The organism is Rhizobium sp. WSM1274 (assembly GCF_025200775.1).
Lineage (GTDB): Bacteria > Pseudomonadota > Alphaproteobacteria > Rhizobiales > Rhizobiaceae > Rhizobium > Rhizobium leguminosarum_I.
In genome coordinates, this window is the sequence record NZ_CP104138.1 from 554,689 (window position 1) to 571,872 (window position 17,184).

17 protein-coding genes and 1 pseudogene are annotated in these 17,184 nt (G+C 62.3%); 10 read left to right on the plus strand and 8 right to left on the minus strand.

Annotation, left to right across the window (positions count from 1 at the left end; genetic code table 11):
* Positions 1-173 precede the first annotated feature (173 nt).
* Positions 174-1,049 (plus strand): annotated as a pseudogene (locus N2600_RS02615) (LysR substrate-binding domain-containing protein).
* Positions 1,050-1,146: 97 nt separating this feature from the next.
* Positions 1,147-2,304 carry an adenosylhomocysteinase gene (locus N2600_RS02620; protein WP_260297887.1) on the plus strand — a complete coding sequence of 386 codons (1,158 nt, stop codon included), beginning with the start codon at positions 1,147-1,149 and terminating at the stop codon, positions 2,302-2,304.
* Between the two features lie 34 nt (positions 2,305-2,338).
* On the opposite strand, the gene N2600_RS02625 is transcribed toward N2600_RS02620, so the two are convergent.
* Positions 2,339-3,334, minus strand: coding sequence for a zinc-dependent alcohol dehydrogenase family protein (locus N2600_RS02625; RefSeq protein ID WP_260297888.1), 996 nt, complete (start codon positions 3,332-3,334; stop codon positions 2,339-2,341).
* Between the two features lie 410 nt (positions 3,335-3,744).
* On the opposite strand from N2600_RS02625, the gene N2600_RS02630 reads away from it, so the two are divergent.
* Positions 3,745-4,596: a LysR family transcriptional regulator gene (locus N2600_RS02630; RefSeq protein ID WP_260297889.1), complete on the plus strand. Its 852-nt coding sequence runs from the start codon at positions 3,745-3,747 to the stop codon at positions 4,594-4,596.
* Between the two features lie 13 nt (positions 4,597-4,609).
* Here N2600_RS02630 and N2600_RS02635 read toward each other — a convergent pair whose 3' ends face one another.
* Entirely contained in the window at positions 4,610-5,506 is an 897-nt protein-coding gene (locus N2600_RS02635; RefSeq protein WP_260110178.1) for a LysR family transcriptional regulator, read from the minus strand.
* A gap of 138 nt (positions 5,507-5,644) precedes the next feature.
* On the opposite strand from N2600_RS02635, the gene N2600_RS02640 reads away from it, so the two are divergent.
* The 4 genes from N2600_RS02640 (at position 5,645) to N2600_RS02655 (ending at position 10,316) form a co-directional block, all read left to right on the plus strand.
* Positions 5,645-7,084 carry an FAD-linked oxidase C-terminal domain-containing protein gene (locus N2600_RS02640; RefSeq protein ID WP_260297890.1) on the plus strand — a complete coding sequence of 480 codons (1,440 nt, stop codon included), beginning with the start codon at positions 5,645-5,647 and terminating at the stop codon, positions 7,082-7,084.
* On the plus strand, positions 7,081-8,280 hold the full coding sequence (glcE, locus tag N2600_RS02645; RefSeq protein ID WP_260297891.1) for a glycolate oxidase subunit GlcE: 1,200 nt from the start codon (positions 7,081-7,083) through the stop codon (positions 8,278-8,280). Before N2600_RS02640 ends, glcE begins: the two co-directional genes overlap by 4 nt.
* A gap of 251 nt (positions 8,281-8,531) precedes the next feature.
* Positions 8,532-9,842, plus strand: coding sequence for a glycolate oxidase subunit GlcF (glcF, locus tag N2600_RS02650; RefSeq protein WP_222385735.1), 1,311 nt, complete (start codon positions 8,532-8,534; stop codon positions 9,840-9,842).
* A gap of 42 nt (positions 9,843-9,884) precedes the next feature.
* Complete coding sequence (locus N2600_RS02655; protein WP_017967162.1) at positions 9,885-10,316, plus strand: hypothetical protein; 432 nt, start codon at positions 9,885-9,887, stop codon at positions 10,314-10,316.
* 120 nt (positions 10,317-10,436) lie between these two features.
* On the opposite strand, the gene N2600_RS02660 is transcribed toward N2600_RS02655, so the two are convergent.
* The 3 genes from N2600_RS02660 to N2600_RS02670 all read right to left on the minus strand — a co-directional run bounded on the left by N2600_RS02660 (position 10,437) and on the right by N2600_RS02670 (position 12,915).
* A complete protein-coding gene (locus N2600_RS02660) occupies positions 10,437-11,111 on the minus strand; it encodes an outer membrane protein (protein ID WP_222385736.1) in 675 nt (224 codons plus the stop codon).
* 123 nt (positions 11,112-11,234) lie between these two features.
* Positions 11,235-11,927 (minus strand): L,D-transpeptidase, encoded by a 693-nt coding sequence (locus N2600_RS02665; protein ID WP_260297892.1) that lies wholly within the window; start codon positions 11,925-11,927, stop codon positions 11,235-11,237.
* 238 nt (positions 11,928-12,165) lie between these two features.
* Entirely contained in the window at positions 12,166-12,915 is a 750-nt protein-coding gene (locus tag N2600_RS02670; protein WP_260297893.1) for a L,D-transpeptidase, read from the minus strand.
* 247 nt (positions 12,916-13,162) lie between these two features.
* On the opposite strand from N2600_RS02670, the gene N2600_RS02675 reads away from it, so the two are divergent.
* Together N2600_RS02675 and N2600_RS02680 are read left to right on the plus strand one after the other, a co-directional pair.
* Complete coding sequence (locus N2600_RS02675) at positions 13,163-13,792, plus strand: DNA-3-methyladenine glycosylase I (RefSeq protein ID WP_260297894.1); 630 nt, start codon at positions 13,163-13,165, stop codon at positions 13,790-13,792.
* A complete protein-coding gene (locus N2600_RS02680) occupies positions 13,789-14,295 on the plus strand; it encodes a hypothetical protein (RefSeq protein WP_064249241.1) in 507 nt (168 codons plus the stop codon). The genes N2600_RS02675 and N2600_RS02680 overlap by 4 nt, the downstream gene beginning before the upstream one ends.
* Before the next feature lie 19 nt (positions 14,296-14,314).
* On the opposite strand, the gene N2600_RS02685 is transcribed toward N2600_RS02680, so the two are convergent.
* Complete coding sequence (locus N2600_RS02685; RefSeq protein ID WP_222385740.1) at positions 14,315-15,019, minus strand: HAD family hydrolase; 705 nt, start codon at positions 15,017-15,019, stop codon at positions 14,315-14,317.
* Positions 15,020-15,255: 236 nt separating this feature from the next.
* On the opposite strand from N2600_RS02685, the gene N2600_RS02690 reads away from it, so the two are divergent.
* Positions 15,256-16,305, plus strand: coding sequence for an aldo/keto reductase (locus N2600_RS02690; RefSeq protein WP_222385741.1), 1,050 nt, complete (start codon positions 15,256-15,258; stop codon positions 16,303-16,305).
* 66 nt (positions 16,306-16,371) lie between these two features.
* Here N2600_RS02690 and copM read toward each other — a convergent pair whose 3' ends face one another.
* Together copM and N2600_RS02700 are read right to left on the minus strand one after the other, a co-directional pair.
* A complete protein-coding gene (copM, locus tag N2600_RS02695) occupies positions 16,372-16,731 on the minus strand; it encodes a CopM family metallochaperone (protein ID WP_260297895.1) in 360 nt (119 codons plus the stop codon).
* A 75-nt stretch (positions 16,732-16,806) separates the two neighbouring features.
* Positions 16,807-17,169 carry a hypothetical protein gene (locus tag N2600_RS02700; RefSeq protein ID WP_260297896.1) on the minus strand — a complete coding sequence of 121 codons (363 nt, stop codon included), beginning with the start codon at positions 17,167-17,169 and terminating at the stop codon, positions 16,807-16,809.
* Between the last annotated feature and the right edge of the window lie 15 nt (positions 17,170-17,184).

Below are 17,184 nucleotides of genomic sequence, written 5' to 3' on the forward strand. Positions count from 1 at the left end.
TGCACCGCGATTAACGCCGTTCATAGGGAAATCGAGGCCGGACAGGTCCGGAAAATCCGTCACGCCCTGTCTCGAATGCGTCACATTGCACAGCTGTACAATATGGCGTGATCTTGCCTTTCGTTCAATGGCGAGATCTAGTGGTCAACCGTGATTTTTTGAATGTCGTCCTCATGCGTCTGCCACCGCTCAACGCCATCCGCGCCTTCGAAGCCGTCTGTCGTCACGGCAGCATTCTCAAGGCTGCCGAAGAGCTGAATGTGGTGCGTGGCGCCGTGCGCCAGCAGATCGATACGCTAGAGAATCATTTCGGCCGCAAGCTCTTCACGCGTGACGGCCGCGGGCTGGTCCCGACCTTGCAGGCTAGGGCTTTTGCCGAAGCTTCGAGTGCGGCTTTCGACATTCTGCAGCGCGCCGCTTTGAAACTTTAAGGCGCCGTGCCGAGCCGTATTCGGCTCGGCGTGCCCTCCGCCTTCGCGGTCTGGTGGCTGATGCCGCGTATGGCAGACATGCAGGCGAGCCTCGGCGATACCGTAGACATCGTGCCGATGACGATGGTCGAGCCGCTGCGGATGCACCCCGAATTGGACGCTGTGATCATGGGCGGCGAATACCGGCCGGCGGCAGGCATTTCGGCCCTGCGGTTCATGGAGGACGAGTTCGGCCCGGTCGCGACGCCTTCGCTTGCCGCGACACTATCGAGCGATCCGGGGGCGATGGGCGCGCTGACGATGCTCGCCAGCCGCAGCGTTCCGAAGCTCTGGGACGAATGGTTTGCCGAAAGCGGCACGCCGCCGGTCGTCTTTTGCCGCGTCCAGGAATTCGAGGATCTGCTGCTGGCGCTGGGTGCCGCCCGCTCCGGGCTTGGCATCGCGCTTGCGCCACGCGCTTCGATCGAGGACGATCTTCAGCGCGGGTATCTGGTCGCGCCCTATGGCTTCATCTCCCGGCTGCCGGGTTACAGCCTCTGCTGCCGTACGCCGGATGCGAAGCGGCCGGCCTTCGCGACCCTGTCCGGCTGGCTGCTTCGTTGCGGGACGCCTACCTGAAAACGGCAGATTTTCTGCTCCTTCGTCAGAATTACTTCCATATTCGCAGCCCTGTTGCTCCGCTAAAAACAGCACGATACGCAAATAGGAAGAGACAATGGAAAAGACCGCAACCCGCATCGACTGGATCGGCAACGGCTGCCGGCTGCTCAAGGCGACGGCGGCCGAATTCGAGCGGACGCGTCCTTTCGAGGGCCTGTCGATCGGCACCGGCATTCACCTCGAGCCGAAGACGGTGGCGCTGCTGATGACGCTTCGCGCCGGCGGAGCACGTCTCGTCTGCACCGGCAATCTCAACAGCACCCAGCCTTCGACCGTCGAGTTCCTGCGTTCCCAAGGCATCACTGTTTTTGCCACGCAGACGACCGATCCTGCCGCTCATCATCAGAGCCTCGAAGCGGTCATTGCTGAAAAGCCGGATCTGCTGCTCGACAATGGCGGCGATCTTTTCGCCATCGCGGCAGAAAAGCCCTATGCCAATCTCCGTGGCGGTACAGAGGAAACCACCTCGGGCCGCACCCGTCTGCTGCCGCTGCGCGAGCGGCTGAACCTGCCGATCCTCGTCATCAACGATAGCCCGATCAAGCAGTTCGCCGAAAACAGGCATGCCGTCGGCCAGAGCCTGTTTGAAAGCTACCTGCGCTTCACCAACCGCTCCACCAACGGCAAGCGCGTGACGGTCTTCGGCTACGGCGCCTGCGGCAAGGGCACAGCCGCCTGTTTCCGCAATGGCTTTTCCGCCGTCAGCGTCGTCGATTTCGACCCGGTGACGACGCTCGAAGCTCATCTCGATGGTTTCATCACACCGCTGCGCGACTCGGCGATCCGCTCGGCCGATATCATCGTCACCGTCACCGGTTCTGCCGGCATCGTGACGGCAGCCGACCTGCCGCTCGTCAAGGACGGCGCGATCCTGATGAACGGCGGCCATTTCCCGCATGAGATCAATGTCGAGGCCTTCCGCCGCCATCCGAATGTCGCCGGCATCGACAGCTATGAGGCCGATCATATCGAGAGCTTCCATCTGAGCGACGGCCGATCCTTCCATGTGCTCGGCGGCGGTCACATGGCCAATCTCGCCGGCCCGCGGCCGCTCGGCAATACCGTCGAGTCGATGGATCTCGGCTTCACCCTCCAGGCCCGCTGCCTGGAACGCATCGCCAGGGGCGAGGCCGATCCCCATTCCTGCATCGTGCCTGTGCCCGCTGATATCGATGCTAGGGTGGCGAACGCCTATCTCGATCTGGCGCGCTGATTCGGCTGACGGATTAAGAGCCGACGGATTAAAATCAGTCGATCTCGACGACGAGCTTTCCGTCCGCCTGCCGGTCTTCGATCAGCCGATGCGCCTCATCTGTATCGGCAAGGCTGAAGCGGCGCGGGTCGAGCTTCGGCATCACCTTGCCGGCTTCGGCGAGCTTCGTCATCTCCCGCATGATTTCACCGTGATGGGCGCGTCCCTCGCCGGTCAGAAGCGGCAGCAGCGTGAAGACGCCGGAATAGCTGGCGGCCTTGAAGGAGAGCGGCGCCAGCGCGTGGCTTCCCCAGCCGAGGCAACTCACGACATGACCGAACCGGCTGACGGCTCGGAATGCCGTATCGAGCCCCTGGCCGCCGACCGTATCGTAGACCAGATCGAAACCCCTGCCGCCGGTGTGTCCTGCGACGTAGGTTTCCACCGTTTCCGCATCGCGATCGATCGGCGTTGCACCAAGGCCGGCGAGATAGTCCGCTTTCGAAGCGCTGTCGACGACATAAACCTCGGCTCCCACAGCCTTGGCGATCTGCGCGACGATATGGCCGACACCGCCGCCGCCGAGCACGAGAACCTTCTGGCCGGCCTTGACCCCGGCGCGGTCGACCAGCCCTTCCCCGGCGGTGATCGAGATCAGCGGCAGGGCGGCTGCCTCGCGCATCGACAGATTCTGCGGCTTTGGCGCCAAGAGCACGGCGTCGACAGCTGCAAATTCGGCAAGCGATCCCTGAATGCCGCCGACCCCGCCGGTCATGCCGTAGACCGCGTCGCCCTGGCGGAAACCGCTGACGCCAGCCCCGATCTCTTCGACGATGCCGGCCATATCGATGCCGACAATGGCGGGAAGCGGATGGCGGGCATGGGCCGCATTGCCGGCCCGGATCTTGAGGTCGAGCGGATTGACGCCGCTTGCCTTGATGCGCACCAGAACCTGGCCTGCGCCGGGAACCGGTTTTGCAATATCGGCGACGCGCAATGGCGAATTCGGCGCTTCAGCCAGCAGCGCTTTCATTGTTGATTGTACAGACATCGAACTCTCCTTCGTTTGCATCGTGGCGTCCGTAGCGCGCCGCAGCAAGTTGTTCTCTAAGAAGATGGTTCATTGAAACACGAATGAAAATGAAAGATAACGACTGAAGTCCATGCATTTTTGTTTGGCGGATGCTAGAGCCTTTCCGCGTTAGATTGCAGCATTCTGTTGGCTCAAACGGAGTCGGATGGTCGACCGGCCGGCGCGTGTCGTAGCCCGGCTCTACGGCCAAGCCGGCCGGTCGATCAGCCGGCCCGTTTCAGCCAACCCGAAGGGCCGGGCATCTTTCCGCCAGGATCAGAGGCGATCGGCTCGGACGTACCAAAAGGTATGCCCTTCGCCAATCGCCTCTGCCCTGACGAAAACCTGCTCCGGCAGATGCTTCAATCTAACCCGGAAAGGCTCTAGCGATGGAATGGAGCGACCTCAAACTATTTCTGGCGATCGCGCGGTTCGGCACGCTGGGGGCAGCGGCCCGCAGCCTCGGACTGACGCAGCCGACGATGGGCAGGCGGCTGCGTGCCCTTGAAACCTCTCTCGGCCAGACGCTCTTTCAGCGAACGACCGATGGCTTCGTCCTGACCGATGAAGGCGCGGCCGTGTTCGCCGGCGCCGAACGCATCGAAGAGGAGGCGCTCGCCGTCGAGCGCGTCCTTGCCGGCGGCAGCCGTCAACTCGATGGTTTTCTCAGGCTATCCTCATCCGACTGGTTCGGCGCGCATGTGCTTTCGCCGGTGCTGGCGGAATTCTCGCAAGTCCATCCGAAGGTGGTGGTCGAATTGTTGACCGACAGCCGGCTTCTCAGCCTGTCACGACGCGAAGCCGACCTCGTCTTTCGCATCCAGCCCTTCGCGGAAGCAGAGGTCATATCGCGCAAGCTTATCCATATCGAATACGGCCTTTACATCAGCCGCGGTGCGCTGCACCCCGAAGCCGGCGACGGAGCGGGCGCCCGCCTCGTCACCATGGACGAGGCTTTCGGCGACATGCCTGATGTCAGCTGGCTGCGTCGCCTGTTGCCGCGGGCCGAGATCGTCATGTGCAGCAACAGCCGCGATGTGCAGGCGGCGCTCTGTGCCAATGGCGCCGGGCTCGCCGTCCTGCCACGACCGCTCGGCGATTCGCATGCTGCCATCGAACTGGTCGATCTCGGCGAACCGCCGCCCGGTCGCGACACCTGGGTCGGCTATCACCGCGACATGAAGCGCCTGGCGCGGCTGCGCGCCCTGCTGGATCTCGTCATCGAGAGGCTGGCGCGCTGAACCGGCGCAGCGATCAGCGCTCCCAATAGGGGACGGGGCCATAAAGCCCTGCCAGATAGTCGATGAACAACCGCACCTTGGCCGGCAGGAACTGCCGGCTGGGATAGACGGCCGACAGCGCGACATTGTGGGAGCTTTCATAGGCCGGCAGTACCTGCACCAGCCGGCCGGCTTTGAGCTCTTCACCGATGTCCCAGGTGGAGCGCAGCGCGACCCCGAGGCCGGCGATGACAGCCTCGCGGATCACCTCGCTGGAATTGGTGATCAGCATGCCTTCCGGCCTGAGACTCAGCGCCCCGTCCGGCCCGTTCAGCCGCCAGGTGTCGTTATTGTGGGCCGGCAGGCAGCGGTGGCGTTTCAACTCGTCGATGTGCTTCGGCTCGCCATGCGCCGCAAGGTAATCCGGTGAAGCGCAGAGCAGCCGGCGTACCGGCGCCAGCCTTCGGGCAACGAGGCTCGAATCGGTAAGTTCGGCGATGCGGATCGCCAGATCGAAACCGCCGCCGACGATGTCGCTGAATTCGTCGGTCAGCACCAGGTTGATCGCCAGCTCCGGATGCGTCTCCATGAAAGCCTTCAGATGCGGCGCGATATGCATGCGCCCGAAGGAGGTCGGGGCCGAGATCTTCAGCGTGCCGTGCATCTGTGCCGAGCGGCCGGAAATATAGAATTCCGCCTCCTCAAGCCCGGCGAGAATGCCGAGAACGCGGTCGTAGAAGCCCTGTCCGGCTTCCGTCAGCGAGATTTGTCGCGTCGTGCGCTGCAGAAGCCGGGTGCCGAGCCGATCCTCCAGCCGCTTGATCCGTTTGGAGACGACGGCCGGCGAAAAGCCGAGTGCCCGCCCGGCCAGCGACATGCTTCCCGTTGCAACCACCTTGGCAAAGATTTCGAGATCACCCAGATTGGTCATAAGGTTTTGTGACTTTTTCCCCTTTTGGCATAAGTGCTTAGCATTTGCGCCACTTTCGGGAAAGTGCTAAGCCGTTTTCTCGGCAGCAGGGAGGTTCGCGGCCGGTTTCCGCTGTCATCTTCCCGCTGGGAGAACGCCATGTCCGACGCCATTTCGTTTCTCGAGCCCCGCGCCGATGTCTTGGCACGGCGCGCCCAGATCGTTGCCGATCTGACCGATCTTCTGCCGCCGGAATGCCTGGTGCATGAGGCGCGCGAGCTGGTGCCGTTCGAGACCGACGCCTTCGTGTCCTATCGTCGCCTGCCGCTCGCCGTCGCCCTGCCGCGCACCACGGCCGAGGTTTCGGCCATCATGCGCTATTGCAACCGCTACGGCATTCCCGTCGTGCCGCGCGGCGCCGGCACCTCGCTCTCCGGCGGCGCCATTCCGCAGGAAGATGCCGTCGTGCTCGGCCTGTCGAAGATGAACAGCATCCTCGAAATCGATCTGCCGAACCGCGTCGCCGTGGTTCAGGCGGGCGTTACCAATCTCAATATTTCCGAATCCGTCTCCGCGGACGGCTTTTTCTACGCACCCGATCCGAGTTCGCAGCTTGCCTGCACCATCGGCGGCAATATCGGCATGAATTCCGGCGGCGCCCACTGCCTGAAATACGGGGTCACCACCAACAATCTGCTCGGCGTCAGGATGGTGCTGGTCGACGGCACGGTGATCGAGCTTGGGGGCAAGGCGCTGGATTCGGCAGGTTATGATCTGCTCGGCCTCGTCTGCGGCCACGAGGGCCAGCTCGGCATCGTCACCGAGGCGACGGTGCGGCTGATCGCCAAGCCGGAAGGTACGCGCCCGGTGCTCTTCGGATTCGAGAGCTCGGAAGAGGCCGGCGCCTGCGTTGCCGATGTCATCGCCGCCGGCATCATCCCGGTCGCGATCGAATTCATGGACAAGCCGGCGATCGAGATCTGCGAGGCCTTCGCCCATGCCGGATACCCGCTCGATGTCGGCGCGCTGTTGATCGTCGAGGTCGAGGGATCGGAAGCGGAGATGGACGCGACGCTGAAGGACATCGTCGCGATCGCCCGCCGGCACGCTGTGAAGACCGTACGCGAATGCCAGTCGGCGACCGAGGCGGCACTGATCTGGAAGGGCCGCAAATCCGCCTTCGGCGCCACCGGCCGCATCGCCGACTATATCTGCATGGACGGCACCGTGCCGCTCAGCCAGCTCTCCCACGTGCTGAAGAGGACTGCCGAGATCGTCGATCGTTATGGCCTGCGCGTCGCCAATGTCTTCCATGCCGGCGACGGCAATATGCATCCGCTGATCCTCTTCAACGCCAATGATCCCGAAGATGCCGCCCGTGCCGAGGCGGCCGGCAACGATATTCTGAGGCTCTGCGTCGATGCCGGCGGCTGCCTCACCGGCGAACATGGCGTCGGCATCGAGAAGCGCGACCTGATGCGGCATCAATATTCCGAGACCGACCTTGCCCAACAGATGGCGGCGCGTGCCGCCTTCGATCCCGGCTGGATCCTCAACCCGTCGAAGGTCTTCCCGCTCGAAGGGCGCCCCGCCGCATGATCGACCTGATGCCGAAGAGCGAGGAAGAGGCAGCGGCGATCGTCCGCGCCCACGCGGAAGCCGGTCGGCCGCTTGATATCTGCGGCGGCAATACCCGCTCGGGCTTCGGCAATGCGGTTGCCGCCGAAGACCGGCTGCGCTCGACCGGACTTTCCGGCATCGTCGCTTATAATCCCGGTGAAATGGTCATGACCGTCCGATCCGGCACGCCGCTTGCTGAGGTCGAGGCCGCACTTTCGGAGAGCGGCCAGATGCTCGCCTTCGAGCCGATGGATCATCGCCCTCTCATGGGAACATCGGGCGAGCCGACCATCGGCGGCGTCTTCGCCGCCAATGTCTCCGGCCCGCGCCGCCTGATCGCAGGTGCCGCCCGCGACAGCCTGCTCGGTGTGCGCTTCGTTAACGGCAAGGGCGAGATCATCAAGGCCGGCGGCCGCGTGATGAAGAACGTCACCGGCCTCGACCTCGCCAAACTGATTGCCGGCTCGCATGGCACGCTGGGTTTCCTCACCGAAGTCACCTTCCGTGTGCCGCCGCGCCCGAAGACGGAGCGGACGGTGGTACTATCATGCCTCAACGACGCCGAGGCGGCGAACGCCATGGCGGCGGGGATGGCCCTGCCGGTCGAAGTCTCGGGTACGGCGCATCTGCCGCTGACGGTGACCTGGAAATTCCTCGCCGGCAAATTGCCCGAGGGCGAGGCGACGGTTCTGCGCATCGAAGGCTTGCCGGGCTCGGTCGACGTGCGCATCGAAAAGCTTGCCGCGGCAATGTCGGCCTTCGCCACCGTCACGCGGCTGGAGCAGCCGGAAAGCCACAGGCTCTGGCAGGAAATCCGCGACGTGCTGCCCTATGCCGACGGCACTGCGCGACCGGTCTGGCGTGTCTCGGTCGCCCCCGGCACCGGCCATCAACTGGTCGCAGCCCTCCGCCTCGAGGCCGGCATCGACGCCTTCTACGATTGGCAGGGCGGCCTCGTCTGGATGCGCATGGAGGCCGGCCCTGAAGCCGAGCAGGTCCGTCGCTACATCAAGGCGCTCGGCGGCGGCCACGCGACGCTGATCCGTGCATCGGGTGAGGCGAGGGCGGTTACATCGGCCTTCCATCCCGAGCCCGAGGCGGTGGCGATGCTGTCGCGGCGGGTGAAGGAGAAATTCGATCCGATGGGGATTTTTAGTCCGGGGAAGATGGGGTGAGGGATGAGATGGCTCTGCGCGCGAGTTACCCCCCTCTGTCCTGCCCGACATCTCCCCCACAAGGGGAAAGATCGGCAAGAGGTTGGACCATCGCTCTCTCACTGCCGTATCGAAACTGCAGTGTCTCAGTCGTTTGGGCAAGCCGTTGCCCCCAGCCAATCTCCCCCCTCGTGGGGGAGATGTCCGGCAGGACAGAGGGGGGTGCCCCAGGCACAACGCCCGACATCCTCCCCAAGCGGAGGCACCGCTAGATGCAAACCAACTTCACCCCGGCTCAGCTCTCCGATCCCAATGTCGCAGAATCCGAGCAGATCCTGCGCAAATGTGTCCATTGCGGTTTCTGCACCGCCACCTGTCCTACCTATGTGACGCTCGGCAACGAGCTCGACAGCCCGCGCGGCCGCATCTACCTGATCAAGGACATGCTGGAAAATGGCCGGCCCGCCGACGCCGAGGTCGTCACTCATATCGACCGCTGCCTCTCCTGCCTTGCCTGCGTCACCACCTGTCCCTCCGGCGTCGATTACATGCATCTGGTCGATCACGCCCGCGCCCATATCGAAAAGACCTACAAACGCCCGTTCATGAACCGGCTGACGCGCGCCATTCTTGCTGCCGTGCTGCCCTATCCCGGCCGCTTCCGCCTGGCGCTCAATCTCGCCCGTCTCGGCCGGCCCTTCGCCGGTCTGATGCGGGGCGGCGCGCTGAAACCCTTCGCCGCCATGCTGGCGCTTGCGCCGCGCCGCATCCCCGCTGTTTCGCCCTTCGCAAAGCCCGGCAGCTACCTGCCCGAGACGGAACGGCGCGGCCGGGTGGCGATCCTTTCCGGCTGCGCGCAGCCGGTGCTCGATCCCGGCATCAACGCGGCAGCGATCCGGCTGTTGACGCGCCTCGGCGTCGAGGTCGTGCTGCCGGAAGGCGAGGTCTGCTGCGGCTCGCTGGTCCATCACATGGGCCGCGCCGAACAGGCGCTCGAAAGCGCCCGTGCCAATGTCGATATCTGGACGCGCGAGATCGACGGGCAGGGCCTTGATGCGATCATCATCACCGCCTCGGGCTGCGGCACGACGATCAAGGATTACGGTCACATGCTGCGCCTCGATCCCGCCTATGCCGAAAAGGCGGCCAGGGTTTCGGCACTGGCCAAGGACGTCACCGAATATCTCGCAACCCTCGACCTGCCGGCACACATGCCGAAGGGCATCACGGTCGCCTATCATTCCGCCTGTTCGATGCAGCACGGCCAGCGGATCACGCTCGCGCCGAAGCAATTGCTGAAAGCGGCGGGCTTTGCCGTGCGCGATCCGGCCGAAGGCCATCTGTGCTGCGGCTCTGCCGGCACCTACAACATCATGCAGCCGGAAATCTCGGCGGCGCTGAAGGCGCGCAAGGTCAAGAACATCGAGGCGACCAAGGCCGATATTATCGCCACCGGCAATATCGGCTGCATCACCCAGATCGCCACCGGCACCGGCATGCCAATCCTCCATACGGTCGAACTTCTCGATTGGGCCTATGGCGGCGCTGTGCCGGAAAAATTAACAGGTTTGCCGTTAGGTTGAAGCTTGCGAAGGCCCGTCGGGCCGGTCTCGGGAGTTTAGACGATGTGGCGGGGAATGATTGTACTTGCGGGACTGCTCGGTGCGGCAGGCACTGCCCATGCCGACAGTCGTTACTTCTGTTCCGCCGATGACAAGGAAGCGCGCTTCACGCTGGAAAGCGGTTTCGAAAGTACCGCCGGCCACAAGCTCAATCATTTCCGCGGCGCGCTCATCGTCAAGGAATCAACCGTATTCGGAAAGCGTGTTTTCGAATCGCAGCACCTGACCAATCACTGGTCGCGCGACGGCGAACTGCTTATGGAGGTCTTTGACGGCGGCGAAGATGATACCGGCGGAGCGACACTGGATCTGGTGGTCGTCGCCGGCGAGCGCGGCAAGCCGGCGGCAAATTTCAGCGGCACCTATTCCCTGACGATCGCAGGCGGCGCAAAACCCTATGCCGTCGAGGGCAAGGTCAGCTGCGGCACCAAATAGAGCAATTTCAGGAAAAGTGCGAAGCGGTTTCCGTCCGGAGTTGCGTAACAATAAAAGGTTAGAGCGGTTCTGCGCTTCTACGCGCTGAACCGCTCTAACACCGCAGCCGAAATTTTATTCTTACCAGTGGAATGAAACGCCGACGTTGACGGCATTCGTGAAGATGTTGGTCTTCAGGTCGACGCCGCTGTCGATCGGAACGTCGATGCGCGAATAGGTGCCCTTGTATTCGACGAAGGTCGACCAGCGCTCGGTCACCTTGAAGTCGACGCCGGCCTGGGCCTGCAGCGTCACGCCGCCGAATTCATAGGCCCAGGTCTTGCCCTCAGGGCGAATCACTTCGACATGCGGAATGTTCACGCCGATACCGGCGCCGAGATAGGGCGTCCAGCGGCGGGTCGGATCCTGGAAACGGTAGAGACCATTCAGCGTGATCAGGTTCAGGCCGTCGGTGAATTCGAAATGCGACCAGCCGGTCTTGGCCAGCGTATCGTCGTCGGCATAGACCTTGTCATGGGTATAATCGAGCGAGATACCCCAATTCGGTTTGTTGAAGTTCTCGAGCCACCAGGTGACGCGGCCGCCGTAATAGGGCGGGGCGCCGAAGGACTTGCCTTCCCAGCCGGCGGTGAAATGCGTGCCGTCGGAGAGATCGACGCCGCTATGCGGTGCGGTCTGATAGCCGCCGTAGACGGAGAATTGCAGATCTTCCGCCGAGGCGGATGCTGCCGAACAGATCGTGAAAAAAGCGATGCCCGCAAGCACGGAAACGGACGAGCGCAGCCCATATGTCATTGAATAGCCCCGATATTGCAAATATGTCGACTCTGAGGCTGGTGTGCCAGCTTTCCGCCGCAAAGTCTAAGAAAAATAAAAGGCGCGACGAAAAGCGCCTATCATTTTTTTCTGAAGTGTTGCTCAGCCGCCGAAAAGCGTTCGCAGCACGTCAATGCCTCTGTCTTCGAACGCGACCTTGCCCTGCTTGTTGCCGGGGCCAATGACGATCACCTTGGTGCCGACGGGTGCGCGGTCGTAGAGATGCGTCACATCCTCGTTCATCATCCGGATACAGCCGGAAGACATGTTGAGGCCGATCGTCCAGGGCTGATTGGTGCCGTGAATACGGAAGATCGTGTCGCGGCCACCCTGGTAAAGATACATGGCGCGGGCGCCGAGCGGATTGTCCTCGCCACCTTCCTGGAAAGCAGGAATCATATGTCCCTTGGCGGCTTCGCGGCGGCGCATCTCGGCCGGCGGCGTCCATGCCGGCCATTCCGCCTTGCGGCCGATCTTAACGACGCCCGACCAGCCGAAGCCGTCGCGGCCGACGCCGATGCCGTAGCGGGTGGCGCGGTTGTTGCCCTCGATGAGGTAGAGATATTTGTTGTTGGTATCGATAATGACGGTGCCTGCCGCTTCCGTTGTCACCAAGCGCACTTTCTTGCGCTTGAATTCCGGCTTCACATATTTCGGCATCTGCGCCACACGCACGACCTGTGCCGGGCGCTGCGCGTTGTCAGGAGCAGAGCCGGCGGGTGCAGCCACGGCTGATGTAGACATCAAGGACAGGACAAGTCCGGCAGCAGCCAGACCCGGCATTAGTTTGATCATGATCGATTCCCCTCAAGCAAATTCGCTCGAAGCTACATGAACTTCTGCCTGATTCAAGATCGGCGTGGCCCGATACAGCAATTTTGGAGAAGGGGAGCCGACTGTTCTTGCGGCTCCGACTGCATAACTTATCTTCAAATCGGAATCGACTTTAGGAAAAATTATGCAGCAATTTAAAGGTTACCGCGTCCTTTGCGCATCTGAAAAGACATGCGTCGCTGTAGGTATTGGCCCACCTTTACATGACGATGACGCGGGTTCCCACACTGACGCGGTCGTAGAGATCGACGACGTCTTCGTTGCGCAGGCGAATGCATCCGGAAGAGACGGCGCTGCCGATCGACCAGGGCGCATTAGTGCCGTGGATGCGGTAAAGCGTCGAGCCGAGATACATGGCGCGCGCGCCGAGCGGGTTCTCCGCGCCGCCATCCATGCGCGCCGGCAGGTAATGACCCTTGGCGGCCTCGCGGCTGATCATCTCGGAAGGCGGCGTCCAGTCCGGCCATTCGGTCTTGCGGCTGATCTTGTGGGCGCCGGCCCATTCGAAGCCAGGCTTGCCGACGCCGACGCCGTAGCGGCGCGCCTTGCCGCCTTGCATCACCAGATAGAGGAAGCGGTTGTTGGTATCGATGACGATCGTGCCGGGCTTTTCCGTGGTGTCGTAGTCAACCATCTGTGGCAGGTATTGCGGCTCGATCGGATGGCGGATCGACGGGATGCCAGGATTGATCGCCGAAACGGTCTGCGGTGACACCTGAGGCGCCTGGCGCAGCACGCGGCGCTGGAAAAGGCCGCGCTGCTGCGGCTGGATGACCGGCCGCTGGTAGACGACGGGACGAACCGTGCCGCCGCCCAACTGGTTGATCCAGGGCGCGGTCAGATCGGGGCTGAGCACGACGGGCGGACGGGTGGCGTAGCGGTCGTCTGCAAGGGCGGCCGTGGAGAAGATGCCGAAGAGGGCTGCGGCAAGAACAAGCTGTTTCATCATCGGACGAACTCTCTACAAATGACCGAAAATGCGCTGGCGGGACATGTCCGCCCGGGCGGAGATGTTCCGCCCGGGAAGACGCTGCCACCTAATCCGCCAGCGAATGGTAAAGATCGATTCATGAAAAGCCGACCGATCGGATAAACTTTTCGTCAGGGTTACCGTTCGGTTTGGAAAGACGGTTTGCAAATGGTAAAGCCGGAATCAAGACCGGAGAAAGAAGCGGACCCCCGCGGAATGAAGGATCATGAGCGCGACAGGTATCATCATCGGCGAGGACGGCAGGAGCCGCTGCCACTGGCACGCCAATCTGCCCGACTATCTCAGGTATCATGACGAGGAATGGGGCCGCCCTGTCACCGACGACGTCCGCCTCTTCGAGAAGATCTGCCTCGAAGGTTTCCAGTCCGGCCTTTCCTGGCTGACTATCCTGCGCAAGCGCGAGAATTTCCGCGCTGCCTTTTCAGGTTTCGACTTCGAGAAGGTCGCTCTCTTCAGGGAAGGCGATGTCGCGCGCTGCCTTGCCGATGCCGGCATCATCCGTCATCGCGGCAAGATCGTATCGACCATCAACAATGCCAAGCGTGCAATAGAACTCAGGGACGAATTCGGCTCGCTCGCCCATTATTTCTGGCGCTACGAACCCGGCCATGACGAGCGGCCGGCAGTGGTCGATCGTGATCACGTCGTCGCCAATCCGACCACGCCGACATCCGTGGTCATTTCGAAGGATCTGAAGAAACGCGGCTGGACCTTTGTCGGCCCGACCACAGTTTATGCTTTCATGCAGGCGATGGGTCTCGTCAACGATCATCTGGAAGGCTGCTTCTGCCGGCCCGAGGTCGAGGCGATGCGCACCGCCCTGGTTCGCCCATGAAAGATCACTCCGTGAGAACATTGATCGCCGCCGCCGCCCTTTTCCTCCTGACGGTCTCCGCCATGGCGCAGACGCCGCAGCTCGATCCCGGAGAGAAGCTGGAGAAGCTGCAGTTTCCGGCCGTCACCATGCAGTTGAAGGGCTGGACGAAGTTCGGCAATGGCCATGTCTATACGCTGCCGGTGCGCGCCGGCCAGCACATGAAGATCAGTTTTTCCAGCAAGAGCAAATTTGCCTTCCTGGCGATCTTCGACCTGTCGAAACCGGATGACGAGGCCTTCTTCGGTACCGACGAGGACGGCATGAGCTTCGAAACGACGGTCAAGGAAAACGCGACCTGGCTGCTGCGTCCCTACTATTCCAAGGTTTCGCCGCGCCGCGGTCTCGGCGCTCCCTTCAGCATTCTGATCGAGCCGTTGGCGGCTGCCCCGCAGCAGCCGAAACCGCCGGCCGAGCCGGAGCGCCCGTCGCTGTTCCCGAAGGCCCCGCCGAAGCCGCAATGAGGCAGAGAGTGCGCCCGGCCTAGCCGAGCCGGTCGATCAGCTCGCGCAACTCGCCGAGATGGCCGATCTTGCGGAAACGTGGCGCTTCCGTCGGTTCGTCGACATGTTCCAGCACCCAGGTCAGTTCGTGTGGCACGAAGACGCCGTAGCTGCCGGCGGCGATTGCCGGCACGATGTCCGATTTCAGCGAATTGCCGACCATCATCGCCCGTTCCGGCCCGTCGCCGACCTTGGCGAAGATGCGGCGATAGGTGACGGCCGTCTTGTCGGAGACGATCTCGACGGCATCGAAGAAGTCGCCGAGCCCGGATTGGGCGAGCTTGCGCTCTTGGTCGAAGAGATCGCCCTTGGTGATCATGACAAGCAGATATTTGCCGGCAAGCGCTTCCAGCGTGTCGCGCGCATGCGGCAGGGTCTCGACCGGATGGTTGAGGAGGTCGCGGCCGGTATCGAGGATCTTGGCGATCACACCTGAGGGAATCCTGCCCTCGGTGATCTCGATCGCCGTTTCGATCATCGACAGCGTGAAACCCTTGATGCCGAAGCCATAGTGGCGAAGGTTGCGTTTCTCGGCCTCCAGCAGCCGCTCGGAAATCTTCGGGCCTTCGGCGAAGTCCGCAAGAAGCTCGGTAAAATGGGCTTCCGTCAGCCGGTAATATTGTTCGTTCTGCCAAAGCGTGTCGTCGGCATCGAAGCCGATCGTCGTCAGTGCTCGCGTCGTCACATGCGCACCTCTTGAAATATGGCCGACAATCTAACGGCCGCCTGTGTCGAGACAAGGGCGTCAACTTCCGATGCGACAAGGCTTAGCGTTGAAAAGCGCCGCCGCTGCACTACATGAAAATCGCCTCACCTTGCAGCCAGCCACGGCTGTGCCTGTCATATGCAGGCCAATAATCAAAAAATGAAGTTCTTCAGTTCGCAAGCCCCCTGCGGCAGACACAAAGGAATTTTTCAACGATGCGTTACAATCAACTCGGAAATACGGGACTTTTCGTCTCGGAAATCTGCCTGGGCACAATGACCTTCGGCGAAGCCAAACAGGGCAGTATGTGGGGCGCCATCGCCGACGTCGACCAGAATGCCGCCGATCGGATCATCGAGCGTTCGCTTGCATCCGGCGTCAATTTCATCGACACGGCCGACGTCTATTCATCCGGCGAGTCCGAAAGGTTGCTCGGCCAGGCGCTGAAGAACCTGGACATCCCACGCAAGGACGTCGTCATCGCGACCAAGGTCTACGGCGTCATGGGCGATAAGCCGAATGACCGCGGCGCATCGCGCGGTCACATCATGGATTCGGTCGAGGCGAGCCTCAAGCGCCTGCAGACCGACCATATCGACCTCTATCAGATCCACGCGACCGATACGGTGACGCCGATCGAGGAGACGCTGCGCGCCTTCGACGATCTCGTTTCCCGTGGTCTCGTGCGCTATATCGGCGTCTCCAACTGGCAGGCTTGGCGCATTTCCAAGGCGCTCGGCCTGTCGGAACGCCGCGGCTTTGCCCGCTTCGAGACCGTGCAGGCTTATTACTCCATCGCCGGCCGCGATCTCGAACGCGACATCGTGCCGATGATGCAGGAGGAAAAGCTCGGCCTGATGGTCTGGTCGCCGCTCGCCGGCGGTCTGCTCTCCGGCAAGTATGGTCCCGGCGCGCCCGGCAACGGCGAGGGCCGCCGCGCCAGTTTCGATTTCCCGCCCGTCGACAAGGACAAGGCCTGGGCCTGTGTTGCCGTCATGCGCGAAGTCGCCGAAAAGCACGGCGTCAGCGTCGCCACCGTGGCGCTCGCCTATATCCTCGCCAAGCCCTTCGTCACCACAGTCATCATCGGCGCCAAGCGGGTAGATCAGCTCGACCAGAACCTGGCCGCCGTCAAACTGAAGCTCGATGAAGATGATTTGAAGAGTCTAGACGAGGTGAGCGCCCTTGCTCCGGAATATCCGGGCTGGATGCTGGCGCGACAGGGCGCCGGCCGCCGCCCGGCCGATTTCGAGCCGAAGGACTGACTTCGCCCACATAAGTCTTGGGGAGCGCCAGATTTCTCCCGGCGTTCCCTTTTCACGGGTGATCGACTACTTGCCCTCGGTCCTGAGCCAGGCGTTCATCGCGGCGATCTCGGCTTCCTGCGCCTTGATGACGGATTCGGCGAGCTTGCGGATATCGGGATCTTTTCCGTATTGCAGCTCGATCTTGGCCATATCGATCGCCCCCCGATGGTGCGGGATCATGCCGCGGACGAAATCCGCATCGGCATCGCCGCTATACTCGATCATCATATCCTTGTGCATCTTGGCATTCGCCTTGCTGAAGGCGTGGCTTGCCGCATCGTGGTTGCCCATCGGCTTGCTCATATCTATCGGCTTGTCTTCGGCAAGGACGGGAGCGGCGACGATGGTGAGCATTGCGGTGAGGGCGATGATTTTCAAAGACATGAGAGTTCCTTCCTCTGTCTGACAATAGGTTTGCCGGGCGGCTGGGCCAGCCGATTGGCATGGATTGCTGTGGTGTCAGGACAGTCGGGGAGGGGGCGGCGTCGGTACCGGCCTGTCGTCGTCCAGGGCGCGGGCAGGCGCCGGGGCGGGGTAGCCGAAAATGGGCTTTCCGCCATCCATGACCATCACCGTCGGTGGCAGCAGAAGACAGGCGGCGCAAAGCGGAATATGCGCGGAATTGCCGGTGGCGCAGGGGTCCTTCAAGGGATCGGTCTTATCAGCCATCCAAGGCCTTTCCATGCCTGCCATCTCATGATGCATGCCGGTTTCGATGGCGGCTGCATTCATCGACGCACAGGTTGGACAGCCCGCCCATGCGGACATGGCGCTAAAGATCAGCCAGCTAAGAAACATCGTGATGAGGGCAAGCATGCGCATGCCGTTTTACAGGCG

Excerpts from the sequence above, each read along its gene's own strand:
- N2600_RS02620 (WP_260297887.1), top strand. The coding sequence starts at position 1,147 with ATGGAAAAGACCGCAACCCGCATCGACTGGATCGGCAACGGCTGCCGG.
- N2600_RS02625 (WP_260297888.1), bottom strand. The coding sequence starts at position 3,334 with ATGTCTGTACAATCAACAATGAAAGCGCTGCTGGCTGAAGCGCCGAAT.
- N2600_RS02630 (WP_260297889.1), top strand. The coding sequence starts at position 3,745 with ATGGAATGGAGCGACCTCAAACTATTTCTGGCGATCGCGCGGTTCGGC.
- N2600_RS02635 (WP_260110178.1), bottom strand. The coding sequence starts at position 5,506 with ATGACCAATCTGGGTGATCTCGAAATCTTTGCCAAGGTGGTTGCAACG.
- N2600_RS02640 (WP_260297890.1), top strand. The coding sequence starts at position 5,645 with ATGTCCGACGCCATTTCGTTTCTCGAGCCCCGCGCCGATGTCTTGGCA.
- glcE (WP_260297891.1), top strand. The coding sequence starts at position 7,081 with ATGATCGACCTGATGCCGAAGAGCGAGGAAGAGGCAGCGGCGATCGTC.
- glcF (WP_222385735.1), top strand. The coding sequence starts at position 8,532 with ATGCAAACCAACTTCACCCCGGCTCAGCTCTCCGATCCCAATGTCGCA.
- N2600_RS02655 (WP_017967162.1), top strand. The coding sequence starts at position 9,885 with ATGTGGCGGGGAATGATTGTACTTGCGGGACTGCTCGGTGCGGCAGGC.
- N2600_RS02660 (WP_222385736.1), bottom strand. The coding sequence starts at position 11,111 with ATGACATATGGGCTGCGCTCGTCCGTTTCCGTGCTTGCGGGCATCGCT.
- N2600_RS02665 (WP_260297892.1), bottom strand. The coding sequence starts at position 11,927 with ATGATCAAACTAATGCCGGGTCTGGCTGCTGCCGGACTTGTCCTGTCC.
- N2600_RS02670 (WP_260297893.1), bottom strand. The coding sequence starts at position 12,915 with ATGATGAAACAGCTTGTTCTTGCCGCAGCCCTCTTCGGCATCTTCTCC.
- N2600_RS02675 (WP_260297894.1), top strand. The coding sequence starts at position 13,163 with ATGAGCGCGACAGGTATCATCATCGGCGAGGACGGCAGGAGCCGCTGC.
- N2600_RS02680 (WP_064249241.1), top strand. The coding sequence starts at position 13,789 with ATGAAAGATCACTCCGTGAGAACATTGATCGCCGCCGCCGCCCTTTTC.
- N2600_RS02690 (WP_222385741.1), top strand. The coding sequence starts at position 15,256 with ATGCGTTACAATCAACTCGGAAATACGGGACTTTTCGTCTCGGAAATC.
- copM (WP_260297895.1), bottom strand. The coding sequence starts at position 16,731 with ATGTCTTTGAAAATCATCGCCCTCACCGCAATGCTCACCATCGTCGCC.
- N2600_RS02700 (WP_260297896.1), bottom strand. The coding sequence starts at position 17,169 with ATGCGCATGCTTGCCCTCATCACGATGTTTCTTAGCTGGCTGATCTTT.